Origin of the sequence: Micromonospora salmantinae (assembly GCF_022230905.1) — a bacterium.
Lineage (GTDB): Bacteria > Actinomycetota > Actinomycetes > Mycobacteriales > Micromonosporaceae > Micromonospora > Micromonospora salmantinae.
This window is the reverse complement of sequence record NZ_JAKKFG010000023.1, coordinates 374,252-396,498: the sequence shown is the minus strand read 5'-3', so window position 1 is coordinate 396,498 and position 22,247 is coordinate 374,252. Positions and strand designations below refer to the sequence as shown.

Here is a 22,247-nt window from a genome sequence, read left to right as displayed (position 1 = left end):
CATGTTGGAGCTGTACGACGTGGTTGAGCTCCGAGAGGCCATTCCGGGAGAACACCTGCCTGCCGGGGCAGTGGGAACGGTCGTCCATATTTTCAACGGCCCCCCGGCTTCCTACGAGGTCGAGTTCGCCGACCCCGATGGTCGCACCACAGCAATGGTCACGCTCCGGGCCGACCAGGTAGTACACCCAGGCGAGTAGTTGATCGGTGCGCCACGAAGCGTCGCAGATCGCGATCATGCTTCACCAGCCCGGAGACGCCGGGTCAGCGGCGTAGGCGGCGGGAGCAGTCGCCGTCGTGGCCGTCGCGCAGGAGGCAGCGCCGACCGCCGGGCATTCGCAGGTCGCAGAAGACCCGGTGCCGGAGCAACTGATGGTCCTCCGCGGAGACGGTGGTCTCGCCCGGGTCGGCCATCGGCAGCACCAGCATCCAGCGGCCGATGACCCGGGCGAGGCGCTGCGCGGCGGACAGGTCGGTGGCAACGACGGGCAGGTGGATGACGTACCGCTGACTCATCGGCTCTGGTCCCGCTCGTTGCGGGCGCGGGCCTGATCGGTCTGCCAGCGACGTAACGCGGCCTTGATCCGGGCCGTCTCGCGGCGGCTCTCGGTGAGAGCGGCGTAGACGGCGGCCATGTCGACGGCGACCCGGTCGAGGAAGGCGTACACGTCGTCGGGGTTCAAACCGCGACGTCCGAACCCGACTGGTGCGAAGCGGCGCTCACGGACCTGCCACGGCAGCAGACTTGTGTACGCGGCGGAGCGGTAGGTAGCGCCACCGCTCGCCATCCCTGGTCGCTGGTTCTTGGCGTTCATGCCTGCCTTCCTGATGCGGAGGGGCGAGGGGTGTTCGGGAAACACGGCGGCCGTTCGGGGGGACCGGCCGGCCGCCGTGCTGTGACCAGCCTGCGACAGTCCGCAGTGGAAACGCAACGTTGTAAACCGCAATTTCGCTGTTGTGCATTGACTTTCTTTGCTGGAACCCGTAGGAGTTGCAGGAGCAGGTCACGCAGTGTTGCGTGATGCAACCAGGGAGTGTGCGAATGCCCGAAGACATCGGATCGACCGTGCCGCGTCGGCAACTCGGCCGGCTGCTGCGACAGTTCCGCAACGAGGCCGGGGTGACCCTCGACGCCGCCGCGGAGGCCCTCGAATACAGCCGACAGAAGATCTGGCGCCTCGAATGCGGCCAGGGCTCGGTCCGGGTGCTCGACGTCAAGGCAATGTGCGACCTGTACGGGGTGTCGCCCGAGATGACCGAGGCGATGCGCGGGCTCGCCGCGGAGACGAAGTCCAAGGGCTGGTGGCACGCGTACGGCGATGCGGTGCCGAACTGGTTCGAGCTGTACGTCGGCCTGGAATCCGCCGCCGCCCACCTGCGCCGTTATGACGAGTCGCTCATCCCTGGGATCCTGCAGACCAAGGAGTACGCCCGCGCGCTCTACCGCCTCGGCGGGATGCTGAGCGAGGAGGATCGCGAGCGGGCGGTACAGGTCCGACTACAACGGCAGGCGTTGCTCTTTCGGCGCTTGCCGGCTGCTCCTAGGGTTGAGTCCGTGCTGTCTGAGGCGGTGCTTCGGCGTGGCGTTGGCGGCTCGCCGGTCATGACCGAGCAGCTCGCTCACCTCGCCAAGCTGTCCGAGCTACCGAACGTGAGCGTCAGGGTGCTGCCACTGGCAGCAGGCCCTCAGCCCGGCGCGGTTGCGGGGTCGTTTGTGATCCTCGACTTCCCGACGACCAAGGGTGGCCGTGCCGCGCCGGAGCCATCGGTGGTCTACAGCGAGTCGTTGACCGGGGCGCTCTACCTCGACAAGCCTGACGAGTTGGCTGCCTACGAGCGGGTGTGGAGAGGGCTGGATGCGTTGGCCCTCGGCGAGGCAGAATCGACTGACATGATCAAGCGGATCGCTGGGGAGATGCGGCATGACTGACCTGACCGGCGCCGTCTGGCGCAAAAGCACCCGCAGCGGCGACAACGGCGGCGACTGCGTCGAGGTCGCCACCAACCTCCCCGGCGTCGTGGCCGTCCGCGACTCCAAAGACCACACTGGCCCTGTCCTCACCTTCAGCTCGGAGGACTGGTCCGCCTTCGTCACTGCGACCAAGGGGAGTTGACTCCGCCCGCTGATCAGGATCTACAGCAAGTCGACGCTGTCCCCTCTCGTCCCGCACAAGGTCGCCGTAGCGCGTGGCGTGATGCGCCGATGCATTCACGTATGCGGGAGATGATCGGTCGACAAGCTGTGACCGTTTGCGATGAGCACGCTGTCGGCGACCAAGCGGTCGATGAGTAGTTCAAGCCGCCGGGAGATGTCCGGTCCACGTCGGGTCCAGCCGTACAGCTTGGCCACGTGTGCACTCAACTCGTCCCGGGCCACGCCACCCGTGTCCCGGACGAGATTCGTCAACGCGAGCGCCAACTCGTCGTCGTGGACCTGCTCCACACTGCGGCTGCAGGCGTCGACCGGGCTACGGACCTCGCTGACGACGGCGCCGGGCACGCGCACGAAATCCCCGTCACGATCGAGATCGGCCTGACGGATCGCGGCATCGATGTTGTCCCGGATCCGCGACCCGATCCGACCAATGCCCCAGCACTCGCGCAACCTCTGGTGCATGACCGTGATATGCACCGGCCCTTCGACTGCGGCGACCTCGGCAACGCCCGCCCGCATGGCATGCGCGCTTCCGCGTTCGCCCGGATCCGCCCAGTACGGCAGGCGGTCAACCATCGCGGTTCGGTACGGCGTCACCCAAGTCGGCTGCAAGTCGAGGGCCGCTGCCTCGATGGTGATGGCGGGGCGCTCGATCGCCTCTTCCAGGCTGGACAAAAGCCCACGCACCGGAGCGGCGACGGCCTTCTCGATCACGGCGCGCAGGCGCTCTTCCTCGCCGAGCCGGTTGCGATACCAAGCGGTGCCCCAAATGCGGTGCAGTCGCCATCCGAGGCCACGCAGCACCTGATCACGCAGCCGGTCCCGGTCCCGGGCAACTTTGGAGGAGTGATACTGGAACCCGTCGCACTCGACGCCCAGCACATAGACGCCGGGCCGATCCGGATGACGCACCCCCATGTCGATCCGGTAGCCGGCGGCCCCGACCTGCGAGGTCACCTCGTAGCCCCAGGAGCGGATCACGGAGATGACCGACTCCTCGAACGGTGATTCGGCATCACCGCCGGTGCTGGTGTCCAGCGCCAGTGCCGCAAGGCCCCGCTCGGCATAGTCCAGGTAGCGGCGCAGATGCCGCAACCCTTCACTGCCGGCAGCGGCAACGATGTCGGATGCCCGCACGCTGGCGACGACTTCGTTGCGGAAGCGCGCCCGGGTGATGGCCACGTTCAAACGCCGCCACCCACCGGCCCGGTTCAACGGGCCGAAGTTCATCGTCGTCTTGCCGGCCTCGTCGGGGCCATACCCGATCGAAAAGATCATCACGTCGCGCTCGTCGCCCTGCACCGATTCAAGATTCTTGACGAAGAAGCCGTCGAGCCGGTCGTCGGTGAAGAACTTGTCCAATTCCGGGCGGTCCTGGCGGGCCTGTTCCACGGCATGCTCGATTGCGGCGGCCTGCGCCTCGGAGAAGCTCACCACACCGAGCGTGAGGTGCGGACGGGTGGTGAAATGGTGGATGACCCGCTCGGCGACCTTGGCTGCCTCGACCGGATTGTCACGCGATGAGCCGCGCCGGTAGGTGCCGGCAGCATGTAACAACTCCACGCCCACGTCGGGCCCGACGTCCTCGGCGCCGGGGAACGTGATGAGGCCACCCTTGTAGAACGACGAGTTCGAGAAGGCGATGAGCGCCTCGTGCCGGGATCGGTAATGCCAGCGCAGCGTGAGCGCGCGGAACTCCGCAGAACCTTTCATGAGGTCGAGAACGGACTCGAAGTCGATACCGTCTTCGGCCTCCTCATCCCATTCGTCGCTGTCGTCGGCGACGCCGGCGGTGAAGAAGCTGGTCGGCGGGAGCTGCTTCTGGTCACCGGCCGTGATCAGCGCGCCGCCTCGGTAGATGCAGTTGACAGCGTCGGCGGGTGCAACCTGACTCGCCTCGTCGAAGATGACGACGTCGAACCGCATGTCGGACGGAAGATACTGACTGACTGCCAACGGCGACATCATGAAGCATGGCTTGATCGCCTGAGTGACGTGACGCGTACGCTCCAACAGCAGCCGCACCGGCATGTGCTTCTTCTTCTTGCCAGCTTCGCGGCGGATGACACCCGACTCACCCAGGTTATTGCGAGGCCGGCGCGCGTTGCACGCGGTGATGATCCGCGAGGTGGCCGCTGCGATGAGCCCCCGGTCCAGGGCGCGGTACTCGGCCACGAGCGAGTCGCGATCCTCGGCCCGCACGACACGTAGTGCCGCATCCTGATACAAGTGATGGTCGGCCCACTCCTGCAGCAGTGCTCGCTCCAGAACCAGCGGCACCTGCTCGGCGCTGATGCCCTCGGTGATGCAGAAGTCGATGGCGGTTTCGAGTCCCACGGCGACGAGTTCGGCGCGCGCGCTCTGATACGCGAACCACTCGTCCTGTCCGGCACTGTCCTCGCGCAGGGCCGCGATGAGGTCGCCCGCCTCCTCGTAGTCGTCGAGTTCGGTGCCGAGTTCCGCGTGCCTGCCCGGCTCGAAGGCCGCCAGGAGGTCGGCGCGCGCCCCGGCCCACCGCCGTTCGATGTCTCCGAGTTGGGGCGTTGGGACGATATTCTCCAGCGCCTCGGCCTGACCGAGGGTCAGGGGCTCGTCGAAGCCCTTCGTGCAGGCGCGCATCTGCGCGGCCCAGTCCAGTGCCGTATGCACCGACGGCAGATCGGTCCGCTCGCCGACGTACAGCGCGCCCAGGATCGACGAGTAGGCGTGGCCGGCAGCGGCGAGCGTGGTGTAGGCGGCGTCGACGGACGCACGCAGCTCGAGCAGGCGGCGGGACTCGGCGACGGTCAACTGTCGGTCCACCGCCTGGCTGACCGCCCCGGCCAGCTCAGCCGCCGACCGCAGTGGGATCAGGTGGGTGCGCAGCCATTCGACTGCCTCCGCGATGGAAAGCAACGCGAGCTCCGGCCGTGCGGCGGGCAGCGGTTCCGGGGCCAAGCGCGACTGCCAGTCCTGCAGCCCCGCGCGCGTCTCGTCGGCGACGGTGAGGACGCTGGTGTTGGGGCTGGCGTCAACAGCGATGTGATCGGCTAGCTTCCGCAAGTCGGTGGTGCGCGCCTGGCGGATCGCGGTGTCCGCGATGGCGAACGCCCGGTCGATCCGGTCGAAGTCGGCCGATCGGCCGTCGTAATAGGCGCCGAGAGTCTTCGCATACCGAGTTTCCGCCTCGGTGAGGGCGCTCGCGGCCTGCTTCCAGGCGATCGCCAACGACAACTGGTCGCGCGCTGACTGCCAGTTGACGCCCGTGCAGGTGAACGCCGCCAGAGCGCGCTTGTCGGCGCGGTAGGCGCCGCCGAGCTTCTTCATGCCCCGGTGATCGTGCGTGAAGCGGTGGGCCAGTCCCTCGACGTCCGCCACGAGTGCAGCCTCGTTGTAGTGTGCTGCCGCTGCCTTCTCCGCCTCCAGCAGGGCGGCGATGGCCTGCTGGAGCGTCTGCGCGGCGCGGGTCGCTGCGGCATGGCCCTCGGCGGTCAGCCATCCACGCTCGGGACGGATGTCGCTGCCGCCGAGACCCGCCACCGTCAGAGTCGCCTCGGCGTCGTTGAACGACACGACGGGCGGCAGGCCGAGCATGACGGCCAGCCCGGTAAGCGAGCGGCTGGCGGCCTGCAGTGTCTCGGCGTCGCGGGCGAATGTGTCGGCAAGCACGGTGGCCTGCTCCGAAGTCAGTCCCGCGAGGTGCAGTGGCGCGACCGTGAGGTCTTCCAGCGCGGAGGTGTCGAGGTCCGGCGTGGTTTCTGCAGTGGGAACGTTGGACCAGGACACCCCGGCGGCACGGCTGGCTGCGTCCTGCCGTTCGGCGAGCTCCCGCAGTTCCGTGGTGAGACGATCCGCGGATTCCCTGGCCGAGTCGAGCGCCGCAGCGGTCAGCCACTGCTGCGGCACGCCGGCCGGCCGTACCGCGCGATGGGCGACGATGCGCGCAAGATCGGACGCCTGACACAGCCGGCTGACGTCGAACGCGGCGGCCAGTTGCGGGTGGGCTGCGGTGACGCCGGCCAACGCGTCGAGCGCGGAATCCGCTGCGTAGAGACGCGCGTCCAGGGAGCCGCGATGCGTGATACCACGCCAGGCGAAAGAGCGTCCCTGAGAAGCGGGGCGCCAGGCCCTGGCCAGCGCCGCAGCGGTGGCTCGCACGGTGCCGAACATCTCGACGGTCAGATCGACCGGTGCGATGCCGCTCATCGGAGCCGCAGGCACGTCGTGCAAGGTGGCGATCATGCCGAGGACGTCGTGCAGCGAGTAGTTGAGCGGCGCCCGCAGCACGTTCATGGCTTCGGCGTACGCGTTCAGCTCCTCGCGGCGGCGCCGAGCGTTGTCCAGATCGATGTCGTTCATCCCGCTCGGGGCAACCGGAACGGTCTCCAATGCCTGCCCCAGCGCCGACGCGACCTCCTTTCGCGTCGCCTTGTGCGAATGCAGCTCCAGCAGGTAGGCGCTGAGCCCCACGTCATGGAGCCGGTTTCGTACCACTTCGAGCGCTGCGGCCTTCTCGGAAACGAACAGCACCCGCTTACCGGCGTGCAGCAGTGCGCCGACCATGTTCGCGATAGTCTGCGACTTTCCGGTTCCGGGTGGGCCGTCCATGACGAACGAGCGGCCTGCCAGCGCGGCGGCGACGCTGGCCCGCTGCGAGGAGTCAGCATCGAGCACCAGCGGGATCTGCTCCGCCGGCATGTCCCGGTCGATCCGATCGTCGGTCAGCTCTTCGAAGAGGAAGCCGGCGCCTCCCGAGCCTCGCCCACCTGTCGCCAGCGCCTGGATCACCGGATGTCCGGCGACAGACGCCTCGTTGTCGAGCAGGTCGCGGTACATCGCCTCCTTCGCGAACGAGAAATAGGAGAGCGTGACCTCGTCGTTGATCCGCCAGCCGGCGTGCTCGGCAACGGCGGCCCGCGCGTCGGCCAGGAAGTCGACATAGGCGACGTCCTCGAGGTCGTCGACGGCCGGCAATGTGACCATGAGCTGGTTGAGCTTGAGCGTCAGCGCCGGGTTGACGACTGGGTCTTCATCCGCACGTTGCAGCAAGGGCAGCTGCCGCGCCCCGGTCGGAACGAGCCGGACCGGAACGAGCAGCAGCGGACTGGTGTATCGCGTCTTGTCACCGTCGGTCCAGGTGAGCGAGCCGAAGGCGAGATAAAGGATCCACAGGCCTCGGTCCAGGAACTCCTGGTTCGACCGACGCATGAGGTTGCGAAGTGCCGAACTCAGATCACTGACCGGCTTGTCCGTGCGGAGGACATCGACCCGGAGGCCCTTGCCCGGCGTGTCGAGTTCCACCGCGGGGAGAGCGCGACCCGCTCCGGTCGACGTCCCCTCGGACTCGTCGCCGGTCTCCTCCGCGGGATGGAACCGGAAGTAACGGCCGGCGCTCAGACCGGCCAGGACCTCTGCGGCGGCCGGATCGAGCACCCGGACCGCCCCCGACTTGCTCGGTCGGAAGTTGAGAAGCCGGTTCGTGCCGGAGAGGTTGATGAGACTGTCACGCCATTGACGGATGGTCGCCTGCAGCAGCCGATCCTGCGCCGGAAGGTCCTCGGTCGTGCCGACGATTCCGCCCATTTCAGGTTTCTCCATCCAACTACACGAGCCAGGTCTTGTTACCGCGCCGCTGATGAGGCGCTCGTCGAGAAGCTGAACACTCCATCTGCGGCCCAACTAGACGCCGACCGACGAACGATCGGGCAGGCCATAAATGCCCTCAGCCGCGATCCCGCGCATCGGTCGTCGTGCCGGAGAAGAGCGATGTCATCGTTCATGAAGATCCGTTCGACCGTAGAGGTGACACCGCTGCCCCACACTCGGCCGTCCGGGTGATCTTGATGCGCCGCCAGTTCACGGCTCCCTGACCGGCTCACGCCAGGTAGCGGTCCAGAAGGGTGCCGTCGTAGGCGATCTCGTGCCCCAGCTCGCGAAGCGCCGCCTCGATGGCGACCTGGTCGTCGAGCGGCAACCAGGTCGCCGGTTCGTAATCCATGCCATACGCACGGTCTGCCCGGCCGAACGTAGCGAGCAGGCTGGGCGGCGCCAGTTCCGCCGTACGCAATCGTGGGTCCGGCCGCCAGAAGAGACCGAGATCGTCATACCAATCGAACGGGACCTCGTCCCCCAGCTCGCTGAACGCCGGGTCACCGTCCATGGCCGCCCGATCATCGAACAGGGTCTTGACCAGTGGAAGCGCGAGCGGTGACCGGCGCACCTCCCCCAGCGTCTTCGGCTCTACGACCGCCTTGATCAGCTCCACATCACGCAACGCCACGTCATAGGGGAGGACCGCGAGCCAGACCTGCGGATCTTCCTTGAAGTGTCGCTTCATCTCGGGTTGCTTGTCGAGCCACGAGCGGTCGGCCCGCCCGTAGGTGCCCACGAAGTACTGCACAGTCAGCCCTGCCATTCGATCTCGGTTAGTTTGGTGCTGATCTTGGTCTTGCTGCTCCTGATGCTCAGTGAGGGCTTCCGCGCCAAGTCGGCGAAGGTAACCACACCGCGGACGAGCCACGGCAGCCACTGGCCGGACTAGAACACACCATCCGTGCGCGGAACGGAAGCAGGTAATTGATAAGGAGGGTTATCAAGCAGCACCGTCGACTACGACGATCATCACGACTACAGTTAGCCTCCTTGTCGCGGAGGAGGTGAGAGCATGGCCACTGAGCTGATGTCATACGGCGAGATCGCCCTGTTGGCACAGGTTGAGCGCCCGGTGGTGACGACCTGGCGGCGCCGACACCCCGACTTCCCCGCCCCAATCCCCGGCAGCAGCGGTCAGCCGCTCTTCCCCTCCGATGCCGTCCTCACCTGGCTGCTGGACCGCCAGCTCGGCAACGCCGACGCCGACAGCTTGCGCGCCGAGCGCGCGATGCACACCTTGACCGCGTACGCCCGGGAGCACGGCGGTCGCCGCCTGGTGCTGTCTCTGGGCGCCGCCCTCTGCCTGCGTCACCTGGCCGGACGGCCATTGCCGGCCGACCCGCTGCCGCTGGCCGAGCGTCTGGACCCCGATGACGAGTTCCTGCTCACCAACCTGCGGGAAGCCCCGGCGTTGGCCGATCTGCCGGGGATGGTCGAGCATCTGATCGAGGGTGCCTACGAGGCGAGCCGGGCGTACCAGTTCCTGCTCGGCAATTGTGCTCGCTTCGGTTGGCCGGAACTGGCCGCCGACGGGCTCACTCCCCACCTGGTCACGCTGATCCGGTTCGCCGCCGACGTGCCGGGCCGGTTGCGCGCCGGCGGCCACCTCACGGTTGGCGACCCGTACGCATGCGCCGGCGATCTCCTCGCCGCGCTGCTGGTCGATCAGGAGCCGGAAGCGTTGAGTTTCAACGCCGCGCAGCCGGAGCCGGAGTTGGCCCGTCTGGTCCGCCGCCGCCTGCTGCTGGCTGGCGTGCCCGAGTTCAACTTCGCGGTGCTCCCGGACGACCTGAACGACGAGTTCGCCGACGTGAACGTAATCGTCACCAGGCTTCCCTACCAGCCCGCCGAGCTCTGCGACACGGCCGAGGATCTCGCCAGGATCAGCGACATCGCCGATCGACTCGGCCCCGGATGCACCGCCGTCGTGGTCGGCCCTGCCGCGAGTCTGGTCGACGCGCTACGTGACGCCGACGCGATCACCAAGCGGGCGAACCTCCTCACCAGTGGCCTCGTCGAGGCCGTGGTGCGGCTGCCCGGCGGCGCCTTTCCCGCCCGCCCCGGCCACTCCGTCGCGCTCTGGACGCTGACTCGCGATCCCGTCCCGGATACCCAGGGCCGCCTACTGCTGGCCGACCTCAGCGGAGGTGCCCTCGATCAGCGCGTCGTGGAGACCGCGGCCGAGGACATTCTGTTGTGGCGCGCCGAGGGACACCGGCGTGACGGCCACGACCCCCGAACGGGCCTGGTAGTCCCGCTCGACGCCCTCGACCTGCGCCGCGGCGCGGCGCTGCGACCGCCAGGCCCAGCCTCGGTGACCCTGCGTTCCCGGCAGGCCGCCGATCGACCCGCGCTGATCGGCGAGGTCGAGCGCCGTCTCGCCGACGCCGAGCAAGAGACCATTCGGTACGCCGAACAGCACGGTGCCCTGAACACCGGGGCGGTGCAGCGCGACGGAACCTGGCCGAGGGAGCTCTCCCTCGGCGGACTGCGCACGGCTCGCCGGGTCCGTCTTCTCCCGGGGCACCGCCTGTTACCCGAGCACGTCAGGCCGCGCGGCCACCATCGGGTCATCGGCGCCGCGGAGGTCGGCGCGCAATCGTCGAAGCGCTGGATGGACCGGCTAACGCTCGCCGCCGAATACCCGCACGTCTCCCTCACGGAACCGGGTGACCTCGTAGTTACCACGGTGCCTCAGTTCGGTGTCTTCCTCGACGAGGGCGGCTTTTCGGTGATCGAGTTCCCGGCCCGCGGTCTGCGCATCTCCCCCGGCGACGCCCTCACGCCGCGGGTGCTGAAGGCGCTGCTGGACACCGCCCGCAACACCGCACGTAGCCCAGGCGCAGTGCGCGGCCCCCGGCTGCGCGACGTGACGATTCCCGACCTGAGCCGGGACGAGGCGGCTCGTCTGGACAACGTGCTGCGCCGCCTCGACGAACGTGAGCGCCTACTGCAACGGCAGGCCGGCCTCCTCGCCGAACTGCGCGAACTCGCCGTAACCGGCTTCGCCGACGGCACCCTCACCACTCTGTACGGTACGAACTCCTGAACGAGAGAACGGAACACACAGTGCCCCCACGCAAACGTGCGAACGGACAGGGCGAACTGCCCGGCATGTCCAGTACCAAGCAGATCCAGGACATCCTGTGGAAGGCCGCCGACAAGCTGCGCGGCTCCATGGACGCCGCGCAGTACAAGGAGTTCGTCCTCGGCCTGGTCTTCCTCAAGTACGTCTCCGACGCGTTCGCCGAGCGCCGCGACCAGATCGCCGACAGCCTCTCCGACATCCCGGAGAACCGTCGCGCCGAGTTCCTCGACGAACGTGACGAGTACACCAGCGCCAACGTCTTCTGGGTTCCGGAGAACGCCCGCTGGGACTACCTGGTGGAGAACGCGCCCAGCGGCGTCGGCGAGCTGCTCGATGACGCCATGGACGTGATCATGCGGGAGAACCCGGCGCTGACCGGCGTCCTCCCGAAGATCTTCAACCGGGACAACGTCGACCAGAAGCGTCTCAAGGAACTCGTCGACCTGATCAGCGACGCCCGCTTCACCGGCCACGGCGACCGGAAGGCACAGGACGTCCTCGGCGAGACGTACGAGTACTTCCTGGAGCGCTTCGCCCGCGCCGAGGGCAAGCGAGCCGGTGAGTTCTACACCCCGTCCAGCGTGGTGCGAATTCTTGTCGAGGTGCTGGAGCCCTATGAGGGCCGCGTCTACGACCCGTGCTGCGGGTCCGGCGGCATGTTCGTACAGTCCAAGAAGTTCGTCGAGGCCCGCGCCGGCCGCGACCACGCCCACGACATCGCCGTCTACGGGCAGGAGGCCAACGAACGCACCTGGCGGCTGGCGAAGATGAACCTCGCCATCCATGGCATGGACCCGGTCGGCATCGGTGACCGGTGGGCCGACACGTTCGCCGACGACAAGCACCCGGACCGGCGGGTCGACTTCGTCATGGCCAACCCGCCGTTCAACATGAGCGACTGGGCGCGCAGGGTGGGTGACCCGCGCTGGCGCTACGGGACGCCGCCGCAGAGCAACGCCAACTACGCCTGGCTCCAGCACATCCTCTTCAAGCTCGGCGACCGTGGCAGTGCGGGCGTCGTCCTCGCCAACGGCTCGATGTCCTCCAAGCAGTCCGGCGAGGGTGAGATCCGCCGCGCGATGGTCGAGGCGGATGTGGTGGCCTGCATGGTCGCCCTCCCGCCGAATCTGTTCCGCACCACCGCGATCCCCGCCTGCCTCTGGTTCTTGACCAAGGACAAAACCCCGCAGGGCGCGAAGGCGCTGACCGACCGGCGCCACGAGATCCTCTTCATCGACGCTCGCGCTCTCGGCACCATGGTTGACCGCACCGAGCGTGTCCTCACCGACGACGACATCGCCGAGATCGCCGACACCTACCACGCCTGGCGCGGCACCAGGTCCGCCAAGACCAAGGGCCAGACGTACGAGGACGTGCCCGGCTTCTGCTACTCCGCGAAGCTCGACGAGGTAGCCGCCCACGACCACGTCCTCACCCCTGGCCGCTACGTGGGCGCTGCCGAAGCTCAAGAGGACCCGGATGCCGAGCCGCTCGCCGACCGCATCGAGCGTCTCACTAAGGAGCTGTACGCCCACTTCGACGAGTCCAGCCGCCTTGAAGCCCTCGTTCGCAACCAGGTTGGGAACTTGGATGTTTGAGCTGACTTTAGGCGATGCGTTGGAGGCCCTCATCGACCACCGCGGCAAGACGCCCAAAAAGATGGGTGGCGATTTCACAGAGAAGGGCGCCAAGGTTATCTCTGCCCTTCTAGTCAAAGGCGGTTCAATAGATCTTTCGCAGGCCCGATGCGTCAGCGATGAGATGTATGAAAAGTGGATGCGCGTGCCAACCAAACGCCATGACGTCATCCTCACGTCGGAGGCGCCATTGGGCCGTTCCGCCCTGATTCCCGACAACGGCAGGTATGTGCTGGGACAGCGGGTCTTCGGACTTCGCGGTAAGCCCGGCGTTCTCGACAGCCAGTATCTCTTTTATTCACTGCAGACTTCTTACGTGCAGGACCAACTGATCGGACGGTCTACTGGGACAACCGTGCTCGGGATCCGCCAGTCCGAGCTCGTGAAGGTTCGCATACCGGCAGCGGATTACCGCGAACAGCAGAAAATCGCACAAATCCTGGGCGCGCTCGATGAAAAGATTGCGGTCAACGACCGCATCGCCGGGTGTTCGATAGCGCTCGCTGATGCACAATTCAACCGTGCAGTGGAAGAAGTCCCCACCGGGCCGGAGACTTTCGGCTCTATCGCTCAGGTGGGTGGAGGTGGGACGCCAAGCACCAAAGTTCCGGAGTACTGGGAAGGCGACATCGCTTGGGCGACTCCGTCGGACGTGACAGCGCTAGGAGCTCCATATCTCTTCGGCACGAGCCGGAGGATCACGGATGCGGGACTCGACAACTGCGCATCGGTGTTGTACCCCGCTGGCTCAATCTTCATGACGTCGCGGGCTACTATCGGGGCGTTCGCGTTTCCGCAGGCACCAACGGCTGTAAATCAAGGTTTTATCGTGGTGGTCACACCCGATGAAGAGCTTGCGATGTGGTTGTTCCACGAGATGCGGGATCGGGTTGACGAGATGCGCAGTTTGGCGAATGGATCCACATTCCTCGAGCTGAGCAGAAAGAACTTCAAGGCCATTGGCGTTCGACTGCCGACACCAGCCGCGCGCAAAGAATTTGCAGGGAAGGCCATCCCACTACACCAAAGGGCTGCGGCGGCCACAGCCGAGAACGCAACCCTTGCCAAGTTGCGAGACACCCTATTGCCGGAGTTGATGTCCGGGCGGTTGCGGGTCAGGGACGCCGAGCAGGTTGTCGAAGCAGCGGTTTAGGAAAGTCAACGGTTCACGGGGAGGGGTTGTGATGGGTGCGGGCGGGTGGATGAGCGAGGCGGACTGGGAGGCGCTGGCGCTGGATCAGCTCGGTGAGCTCGGGTGGGAGCCGGGTGCCGGGAAGGATTTCGCGCCGGGGTCGGGGCAGCGGCAGGCTTGGTCCGATCTGGTGCTCGTCGAGGACCTACGGTCCGCGATCGAGCGGCTCAACGCCGACCTGCCGCCCACGGCGGTCGCCGACGCGGTCCGGGCCGCCACCGACGTGGCCTCCCGGGAGGCGTTCGCTGAGAACCGGGCGGCGCACGAACGGCTGGTCCACGGCATCCGCTCGATCACGTACACCGACGCATTCGGTGCCGAGCACAACCCCACCGTGCGCCTGGCCGACCTGGACGACCTCGGCCGCAACGTCTACCGGGCGATCAACCAGGTCACGATCGTCGACGGCGACTTCCGGCGCCGGTTCGACATTGTGCTGTACCTCAACGGTCTGCCGGTCGCGATCGTCGAACTGAAAAACGCCGCCGACGAGAACGCCACCCTGACGGGCGCGCACGCCCAACTTCAGGCGTACCTCGCGGAGTTCCCGGTCGCCTTCCGGCACACCGTTCTGTGCTTGGTCTCCGACGGAGTCACAGCGAAGTACGGCACCCCGTTCACCCCGTACGAGCACTTCGCGCCGTGGAACATCGACGACGAGGGCGAACGCGTTGACACCACCTCGCCGGACTACGACGGCCCGGAAGCGCTGATCGTCGCCCTCTACGGCCTGTTCAACCAGCGGCGTTTCCTGGAACTCACCGGCGGCTTCGTCAACTTCACGTCAAAGGCGAAACGGATCGCGAAGGCCCACCAACACTTTGCGGTCATCCGGGCCGTCGAGTGCATTGTGCGGGCGTCGCAGAGCGACGGGAAGGCGGGCGTCGTCTGGCACACCCAGGGCTCCGGCAAGTCCGAGGAGATGGTCTGCACGGCGGCGATGACCGCTCGCCACCCCGCTCTGAAGAACCCGACCATCGTAGTGCTCACTGACCGCAACGACCTCGACGACCAGCTCTTCGACACGTTCCTCGACAGCCAGACGCTGCTGGGCCAGGAGCCGGAGCAGGCCGAAACCCGCGCCGAACTGCGGGACAGGCTCTCGAACCGGAACGCCGGCGGCATCATCTTCACCACGTTGCAGAAGTTCGGGCGTACGAAGGAAGAAAGGGACGCCGGCAGGCCGCATCCGCTCCTTTCCGACCGGCGCAACATCCTGGTGATCGTCGACGAGGCGCATCGCAGCCACTACGACAGCCTGGACGGCTACGCCCGGCACCTGCGCGACGCGCTGCCGCACGCCACGTTCATCGCCTTCACCGGCACCCCGATCGCCACCGCAGAGGTGAACACCCGCGCCGTCTTCGGTGACTACATCGACGTGTACGACCTCAAACGTGCCGTCGACGACGAGGCGACCGTGCGGGTCTACCACGAGCCGCGGATCATTCCGGTGTCGCTGCCGCCGAACCTCGATCCGGACAGCATCGACGAGCAGGTGGAGCAGCTCACCGCCAGCCTGGACGACGCGGAGCGGCGCAAGGCTGAGGCGTACGCGGCCACCATGAACACCGTCTACGGTGCCCCCGACCGGGTCGAGACCCTCGCGAAGGACCTCGTCGAGCACTGGGAGAAGCGGCGCGAGCTGATGCCGCCGCAGCTCGGCGGACCGGGCAAGGCGATGCTCGTCTGCGCGACCCGGGAGATCTGCGTCCGCGTCTTCGACGCCCTCAAGGAGCTGCGGCCCGACTGGGCGGACTCCGCCGTCGACAAAGGCAAGATGAAGATTGTCTTCCATGGGGAGCCCAGCGACAAGGAGGTGCTGCGCCCGCACCACCTGCGCCCGTCGCAACAGAAGAGCGTCCAGGCCCGCGCCAAGGACCCGGACGACGAGCTGGAGCTGCTGATCGTGCACTCGATGCTGCTCACCGGCTACGACGCGCCGCCGATCCACACCATCTATATGGACCGGCCGATGAAGGGCGCCAACCTGATGCAGGCGCTCGCCCGGGTCAACCGCCGGTTCCGGGAGAAGCAGGACGGCCTGCTCGTCGGCTATGCCCCGCTGACCGAGAACCTGCGCAAGGCGCTCACCGAGTACACGCCCAGCGACCAGGAGGACCAGACCCTCGGCCGCGAGATCGAGCGTGCCATCAGTGAGGTGCACAACGAGATCGCCGTCCTCGAGGCCATGCTGGCCCCGGTCAAGTGGCGGGAGATCCTGGACGACGAGAAGGACCCGACGCGCTGGCGCCGGGCGGTGAAGAAGGCCGCCAACTTCCTGCGCAACCCGCGGACCCCCGGCAATGACGTCGAACCCGGCATGAAGCCGCTGCACCGGCGTTTTCGTGATTCAGCGGGCCGGCTGGAACGGTTCTACACGCTCTGTGCGACCAGCCGCGACTTCGTCGACCGTGCGGGCGACATACAGCGGATGCGCCGCGACATCCACTACTTCCGCGACGTCCGGGTCTGGATCGTCAAGGAGGAGGCCGCTGACCGGGAGGCCAAAGGCCTGCCCAACACGGCCGAGGTGGAACGCTACCTGTCCCAGCTCGCCGCCGAGGTGGTCGACGCCGCCGACATCACCGATATCTACGAGGAGGCGGGCCTCGGCAAGCTCGACATCACCGAGCTCAACGGGGTGGCGTTGGAGCGCCTGCAGAACTCGGAGACCCCGCACCTCGCCGCCGCAGCGCTGCGGCGGCTGATCGAGCGAAAGATGCGTGAGGTCACCAAGCACAACGTGGTTCGTCAGGAAAGCTTCTCGGCCCAGCTCGAAGACCTGATGAACCGCTACATGCGTCAGCAGCTGACCAGCGCGCAGCTGATCGTCGAGCTGGTCGAGCTGGCCAAGCAGGTGTCCGCCGACGCTCGGCGTGGCCACCAGTTCGACCCTCCGCTGAATCACGCCGAACTGGCCTTCTACGACGCCGTCGCCCAGAACGGAGCGGCTACGGAACTCATGGGCGTCGGCACCCTCGCGGAGATCGCACGAGAGCTGGTGAAATCGATCCAGTCGTCGATCACAGTGGACTGGTTTTCCCGCGAGCCGGTACGCGCCAAGCTTCGCAGTCACATCCGCCGGCTGCTGGCCCGCTATGACTACCCGCCGGACCATGAGCGCGCCGCGGTCGACCTGGTCATCCGCCAGATGGAGACCTTCGTCAACGAGTGGTCACCCGGAGCACCTAAGAGGTAGCGACATCGGTTCGGACGAAAGGAGGCGCCATGGGTCGACAGCTCGGGATCCCTGTTCGCCGACGAGGCCTGCATCTCCTACTTGCGAGAGGTCGCTGATCGACGAGTACGCGGAAGTGGAGCGGGTGAGTGCAGGGTCTCCTTTCCGGTGCGATCGCGGGTCGGAGCTTCGGTCGTCCTGATCTCGTATTGGGGAGCCGTGCACTTCCTGGCGGGCGTCGAGGACGACAGCCAAGCCGACGACATCCGCTGGGCATTTCGGCTGCGAGCCCTGACCGAGCTCGGACGCCCGCTCGAGGTAAACCGTCTGCGGGCGGTACTTCGAAGGGATCAGCAACGCCCCCTGGATAGCCAGGGCAGGCTGACCGACAAGGCTAGCGAGACCGTGCTCGACGTTCTGTTGACCGAAAATCCCGAGCTTGAAACGGTGATCGGAACACTTTTTGGTATCCGGGACATCGACCTAACGCCGCCCCACAGAGCGGCGCTGGCCGAGGAACGGGATAGCTTCGCCTCTCTGTGCGCGTTCACGGGCGCTCCCGACCTACTACGGGACACAGGCTTCCTCACTGAAGAGGAGATTAGCGGCATCACCAGCCGCGACTCTTTTCTTCCTCCGATGCATGGCGTCACGCCAAGAGAAGACCCAATGGTCGAGCATGACGCGAGCACGTTCCTCGGCTGGACCCGTCAGACGACCGACCGGCTGGCCGTTCGGAAGTTCACCGACGGCAACGGGCGCACGCTGGAGATCATGAACGTCAACAGGTGGCCGATCGAGACCCGGCTCGGAACCGACCTCATCTACTACCACCAGCAACGACGCAGTTTCATCTTGGTTCAGTACAAGCGGATGGTCCCAGACGGTTCGTCCCTGCGTTGTCGTGTCGACGACCATTTCCGAAAACAACTCGACGTGATGCGGACCCTCGACAACAAGTGCGGACAGGGCGAACCAGGTGGAGATTACCGGATGGTTCCGACGCCCAGCTTCATGAAGATCTGTCAGCTCGACACTTTGGATGTCGACAGCACCTCAATGATCTTGGGATGTGCATGCCTCGCGAGCAGGTCGAAAAGCATCTCGAACGCCCGGATGCGCCCAAGTACCTGGACCCCCACACGGTCAGGGACTATTTGACCAGCACCCTATTCGCTCAGCTAGTGGCGTTGGGTTGCGTCGGCACCAGTGGTTCCGCCACGGAACTCGTCGCGCGGGAGATCGAGCTGTCGTTGCAGCACGGGAAGTCCGTCAGCGTCGGCGTTTTCAGCGACGAACCCGGACGGCGTCCTTCGTGGCGCACGCCCGCGAGGAGGTCCTCCCCGCGGAGCCGTGCAGCAGCCGGAGGGCAGGACAGTCAACAGGGGTTGCTGTGGGAGTGACCGCTTGATCAATAGGTAGCCCACAGCTGCGCCAACTGCCCGAGGGTCGCCAGGCCCGGCCGGGGCGACGCTAGCCGCCGCATAAGGGCCCGGTGCGACCTCAAGCTGCCAGCTACTCCAGGAGACGCGCACGATCAGCCGGCGCCTGGCGACTGGACGAGGGAGGGCGCCGCTTCAACCGCGAACAGCAAGGCGTCGTCGTGATCGCCGAGCTCGTCGACGGCTCGGGCGATCCATGCGGCTTCCGACGGAAGCGTACCGATCTCGGACCGAAGGAAAACGTCGCCCAGTCGGCCGCCGCCGCACGATCGCCGAGCTCATCGACCACCTGCCGCCGAATGTACTCGTCGCCGTGCAGCGGCTCCTCGTCGAGGTGATGCAGGCGGACTCTCCTCGCTGAGCTGTTCAAGGGCTGCCCACGGGCTGAAGCGAGCATGCCTGCGCGATCAATCCGGCGAGGAGGCGACGTGGCTGCGGAGATTCGGCTCGATCGCCGATAGCTGGGCGCGGTGCTCGCCATCAGCCAGTCGAGGGCCTACCCGTGAACAGTGGACGACTGCGGTCGACCTGACAGGGCTGTGGGAAGTCGGGATACCGGCGGCGCCACGTGGTGACGACGGGCCACCGCACGCCGGCCAGCGTGTCGATCTCGGGCAGCGTAATGAGGTCTGCGCTCGCCTCAAGCACGTCTACACCTCCCTGCCTCGGGACCACCGTCTAGGTGCGTCGTCAGCAGAACTCGCGGGGACCGTTGGAGGCCACACTTGTTGGTAACCGGGGTTATCAACACGCCGAGGCCTATTTTCTGGACTCCAGGTCGTGGCTCCTGCTGTGATTCATGGGCGTCGACGAAGCGCGGATCCGGCGAGTCGACCAGCAATCCCATTCTTCCGACAGGAGCTTCACCATGCGCAAGATCGCTACCCTCGGCCTGCTCGCTACCGGCCTCATCGCGCTCGGCTGCGGTGCCGGCACCACCGATGACGCGACCAGCAAGGCCGACGCCGGCGGCGCCAAGGGCGACGACAAGCCGAAGACCGCGAAGGTCGGCGAGGCGGCCCGGGACGGGAAGTTCGAATTCACGGTGAAGTCGTCCAAGTGCGGCGTCGCCAAGGTCGGCAGCGCCCCGCTCGACCAGAAGGCGCAGGGCCAGTTCTGCCTGGTCACGCTCAACGTCAAGAACATCGGCACGGAAGCGCAGATGTTCGACGGCAGCAGCCAGAAGGCGTACGCGGCCGACGGCACCGAGTACTCCGCCGACTCCAGCGCGGCGATCTACGCGAACAAGAACGCCGAGACGTTCCTCAACGACATCAACCCTGGCAACCAGGTGACCGGCGTCGTGGTCTTCGACATCCCGAAGAACGTCAAGCTCACCAAGCTCGAGCTGCACGACTCGATGTTCTCCGGCGGCGTCACCGTCGCCCTGAGCTGACCACCCGCGCCGAGGGTGGGACCCGCGAAGCCCGCCCTCGGCGCACCCCTCCCCCGCACCACCGCCACCCCGATTCTCACCGCGAGGAGATCGACGTGCGCCGTGCGAGCCAGCCGACCACGACCAGACCGACCAACCGCCGTGTCGTCCGCAAGGACGCCACCCATCCGCCCTACGAAGCGCCTACCCTCTTCGACCTCGACCTGCCCGAGCGGCCGGAGGGCACCTACCTGACGTCGGTCTACCAGCTCGAAAGGGTGACGCCGACCGTCGACGGTCTGCACGACGCGGTGAACCGCCGCTACGTGCGACAGCACGACTTCATGGTCGAGGAGCGCCTGGTCGCCGGTGCGCCGGCGCTGCTGGTGCACGGGACGGTGCCGCGCCAGCGGGCCGACTGGTGCGATGTGCTGGCCTCGCTGACCGGGGAGACGATCGACCTGGGGTTCAGCAGTGGCGGTGCCGCGCTGCTCGTCGCGGTCGACGAGCACGTCTACGCGCTCGCCTACGGCACCGTCGGCCGTCACATGGTCGATCTGGACCTGGCCAACTCCGGCTTCGGGATCGGCTTCGCGGTGCGCTCGCTCGCCCCCGATGAGATCAAGCAGGTACGCCGGCGGGTGTTCGGCACCACCGGCCGGGTCGACCGCAACATGGTCCCGGGCGGTCAGCACATCCGGATGTACGGCATCGACAAGTGGGGCGAGATCGTCGGCCAGCTCTGCGGGCGGACGTTCAACCCGAACCTGACTGTCTGCCGGTCCACGGGTAAGGCCACCCCGGTCGAGGGCAGCGACGCCCTCCGCATCCACCTCGGCGTAGAGCCCGCGAGCCTGCTCGCTGACCTGCGGGAGATCGACCGGGTCTGCAAGCAGGAGGCACCCTTCGCTGATCTGGAGTTCATCACCCAGATCCGTCCGGTGCCGGCCCAGGACCCCCGTCTGTCGAAGGTGGAGGAGCAGCTGGACCGGCTGCTCCGGTTACCGGATCCTGTGGAGGTCGGGCTGGCCGTACCGGGCCGGGTCTTCAGCGAGATCGAGCGGATCCAGTCGTACAAGCTTCGGGTGCCGAAGTCCGGCCTCCGCCCGGTGCGCCTGCCGGAGCTCACGCTGGCAGACGTGCTCGCGCAGACCGAGGGCGTTCCGGACGGCGAGCGGTGGACGTCGCTCTGCAACGGACGCGTCACCCTCTACGCCGACGCGGCCGGCGAGGAGGAGATCGGCTCCACGGCCGCCTCGCGGTGGATTACCGCACAGCTCGCCCACGGTACGAATCAGCTCCTGCTGCACGAGGGCGGCTGGTACGAGATCGGCGACCAGCACCGAAGGTTCCTCCGCGACGAGATCGAGCAGATCCTGGCTGGTCCGGCCAGCTTCGCACTCCCGGCCTGGACCGCCGATCTGACAGACGAGGCGAAGTACAACGTCCACGCCGCGGAGGTCTGCGGTCTGACCCTGCTTGACCGGCAACTGCTGCGGACGAACCAGCACCCCCACCGTATCGAGGCCTGCGACCTGCTCGGGCCCGACGACGAGCTGATTCACGTCAAGCGGGCCAAGGGCAGCTCGGCGTTGAGCCACCTCTTCGCCCAGGGCGCGGTGTCGGTCGACGCGCTGCGGTACGAGGCCGACGCCCGCAACGCGCTCGTCGAGATGGTCCGCCGGCAGCCGTCGGGGCGAGTCGTCGACCTGAACTTCCGGCCCCGCAAGGTCATCTACGCGATCGCCCTGGGCTCCGGCAAGCCACTCACCGTGAAGTCGCTCTTCACCTTCGCCCAGGTCGCGCTTTACCGGGCGATGAAGTCGCTGCGCAACGAGGGCGTCGAGGTCGAGGTCGTCGGCATCCCGTCCGCCTGATCCGTTCACGACATCAGCTCCACAGCATCCCGCTCGACAAAGGAGAGAACCATGACCGAGCCTCACCACCAGCCGGACCCGTCGGCCGAGCCCCCGGCTCAGCCCGAGACCGTGGGCGCAACGAGCCCGCAGCCCGTCAGCCGCAAAAAATCCCAGGTCCGGTGGGTCATCGCCGGTGCTGCCGTTCTGGTGCTGCTGCTCTGCTTCGGCGGCTGCGGCGTGCTGCTGGCGACGACGAACGGTGAGGAGTCGCCCGACCAGGGCAAGGCCGCCCCCACCGCCGCATCCCAGTCGCGCCCCAGCACGTCAGCCCCGACCAGTGCTGCGGCGTCGACCACCGCGCCCGCGACGACGACGCCGCCCGCACCCGTCTACGACACCCCGATGAAGGGCGACTTCAAGCTCAAGGTCAAGACCCTGCGGAAGCAGTGCTTCGGCACCGCCGGCTGCAACATCACCTACCGGATTGACGTCACCTACACCGGCGACGGCCTCGACCCGTCCAGCACCTACGAGGTGACGTACGAGGTCAAGGGCGCCGAGGACCCGATCATCAACACCTTCGAGGTGACCGGTGACTCCGCCTCCGTCCAGCAGGAGGAGACGGGCAGCACGAAGCGCTCCGGCGACAAGCTGACCGCCGTCGTGACCGACGTGACGGAGCTGTGAG

At 66.9% G+C, this 22,247-nt stretch carries 15 protein-coding genes; 11 read left to right on the top strand and 4 right to left on the bottom strand.

What is annotated here, in order from left to right; genetic code table 11:
- The first annotated feature begins 1 nt into the window (after position 1).
- Positions 2 to 199 carry a DUF4926 domain-containing protein gene (locus tag PSH03_RS20130; protein WP_238690055.1) on the top strand — a complete coding sequence of 66 codons (198 nt, stop codon included), beginning with the start codon at positions 2 to 4 and terminating at the stop codon, positions 197 to 199.
- A 64-nt stretch (positions 200 to 263) separates the two neighbouring features.
- Here the strand turns inward: PSH03_RS20130 and PSH03_RS20125 are convergent, their stop codons facing one another.
- On the bottom strand, positions 264 to 515 hold the full coding sequence (locus PSH03_RS20125; protein WP_238690054.1) for a hypothetical protein: 252 nt from the start codon (positions 513 to 515) through the stop codon (positions 264 to 266).
- Entirely contained in the window at positions 512 to 814 is a 303-nt protein-coding gene (locus PSH03_RS20120) for a DivIVA domain-containing protein (RefSeq protein ID WP_238690053.1), read from the bottom strand. The genes PSH03_RS20125 and PSH03_RS20120 overlap by 4 nt, the downstream gene beginning before the upstream one ends.
- Positions 815 to 1,041: 227 nt before the next feature.
- Between PSH03_RS20120 and PSH03_RS20115 the strand changes: the two genes are divergently transcribed.
- Together PSH03_RS20115 and PSH03_RS20110 are read left to right on the top strand one after the other, a co-directional pair.
- Complete coding sequence (locus tag PSH03_RS20115; protein WP_238690052.1) at positions 1,042 to 1,929, top strand: helix-turn-helix domain-containing protein; 888 nt, start codon at positions 1,042 to 1,044, stop codon at positions 1,927 to 1,929.
- Positions 1,922 to 2,113, top strand: a complete 192-nt coding sequence (locus tag PSH03_RS20110; RefSeq protein ID WP_238690051.1) for a DUF397 domain-containing protein — start codon at positions 1,922 to 1,924, stop codon at positions 2,111 to 2,113. Before PSH03_RS20115 ends, PSH03_RS20110 begins: the two co-directional genes overlap by 8 nt.
- 95 nt (positions 2,114 to 2,208) lie before the next feature.
- Here PSH03_RS20110 and PSH03_RS20105 read toward each other — a convergent pair whose 3' ends face one another.
- Positions 2,209 to 7,731: a DUF3320 domain-containing protein gene (locus PSH03_RS20105; RefSeq protein WP_238690050.1), complete on the bottom strand. Its 5,523-nt coding sequence runs from the start codon at positions 7,729 to 7,731 to the stop codon at positions 2,209 to 2,211.
- Between the two features lie 277 nt (positions 7,732 to 8,008).
- On the bottom strand, positions 8,009 to 8,533 hold the full coding sequence (locus PSH03_RS20100) for a hypothetical protein (RefSeq protein ID WP_238690049.1): 525 nt from the start codon (positions 8,531 to 8,533) through the stop codon (positions 8,009 to 8,011).
- Positions 8,534 to 8,797: 264 nt separating this feature from the next.
- Here PSH03_RS20100 and PSH03_RS20095 point away from each other — a divergent pair, with 264 nt between their 5' ends.
- The 8 genes from PSH03_RS20095 to PSH03_RS20060 all read left to right on the top strand — a co-directional run bounded on the left by PSH03_RS20095 (position 8,798) and on the right by PSH03_RS20060 (position 22,246).
- Positions 8,798 to 10,834, top strand: coding sequence for an SAM-dependent DNA methyltransferase (locus PSH03_RS20095; RefSeq protein ID WP_238690048.1), 2,037 nt, complete (start codon positions 8,798 to 8,800; stop codon positions 10,832 to 10,834).
- Positions 10,835 to 10,899: 65 nt separating this feature from the next.
- On the top strand, positions 10,900 to 12,471 hold the full coding sequence (locus PSH03_RS20090) for a class I SAM-dependent DNA methyltransferase (RefSeq protein ID WP_238690047.1): 1,572 nt from the start codon (positions 10,900 to 10,902) through the stop codon (positions 12,469 to 12,471).
- A complete protein-coding gene (locus PSH03_RS20085; RefSeq protein ID WP_238690046.1) occupies positions 12,464 to 13,663 on the top strand; it encodes a restriction endonuclease subunit S in 1,200 nt (399 codons plus the stop codon). Before PSH03_RS20090 ends, PSH03_RS20085 begins: the two co-directional genes overlap by 8 nt.
- A 31-nt stretch (positions 13,664 to 13,694) precedes the next feature.
- Positions 13,695 to 16,904, top strand: coding sequence for a type I restriction endonuclease subunit R (locus PSH03_RS20080; protein ID WP_372494822.1), 3,210 nt, complete (start codon positions 13,695 to 13,697; stop codon positions 16,902 to 16,904).
- Between the two features lie 198 nt (positions 16,905 to 17,102).
- Positions 17,103 to 18,044 (top strand): hypothetical protein, encoded by a 942-nt coding sequence (locus tag PSH03_RS20075; protein ID WP_238690044.1) that lies wholly within the window; start codon positions 17,103 to 17,105, stop codon positions 18,042 to 18,044.
- Between the two features lie 1,149 nt (positions 18,045 to 19,193).
- A complete protein-coding gene (locus PSH03_RS20070) occupies positions 19,194 to 19,721 on the top strand; it encodes a DUF4352 domain-containing protein (RefSeq protein WP_238690043.1) in 528 nt (175 codons plus the stop codon).
- Between the two features lie 95 nt (positions 19,722 to 19,816).
- Positions 19,817 to 21,577, top strand: coding sequence for a DUF6119 family protein (locus PSH03_RS20065; protein WP_238690042.1), 1,761 nt, complete (start codon positions 19,817 to 19,819; stop codon positions 21,575 to 21,577).
- A gap of 51 nt (positions 21,578 to 21,628) precedes the next feature.
- The gene (locus PSH03_RS20060; protein WP_238690041.1) at positions 21,629 to 22,246 is read left to right on the top strand and encodes a hypothetical protein; all 618 of its coding nucleotides are present in this window, start codon (positions 21,629 to 21,631) and stop codon (positions 22,244 to 22,246) included.
- The last annotated feature ends 1 nt before the right edge of the window (position 22,247 follow it).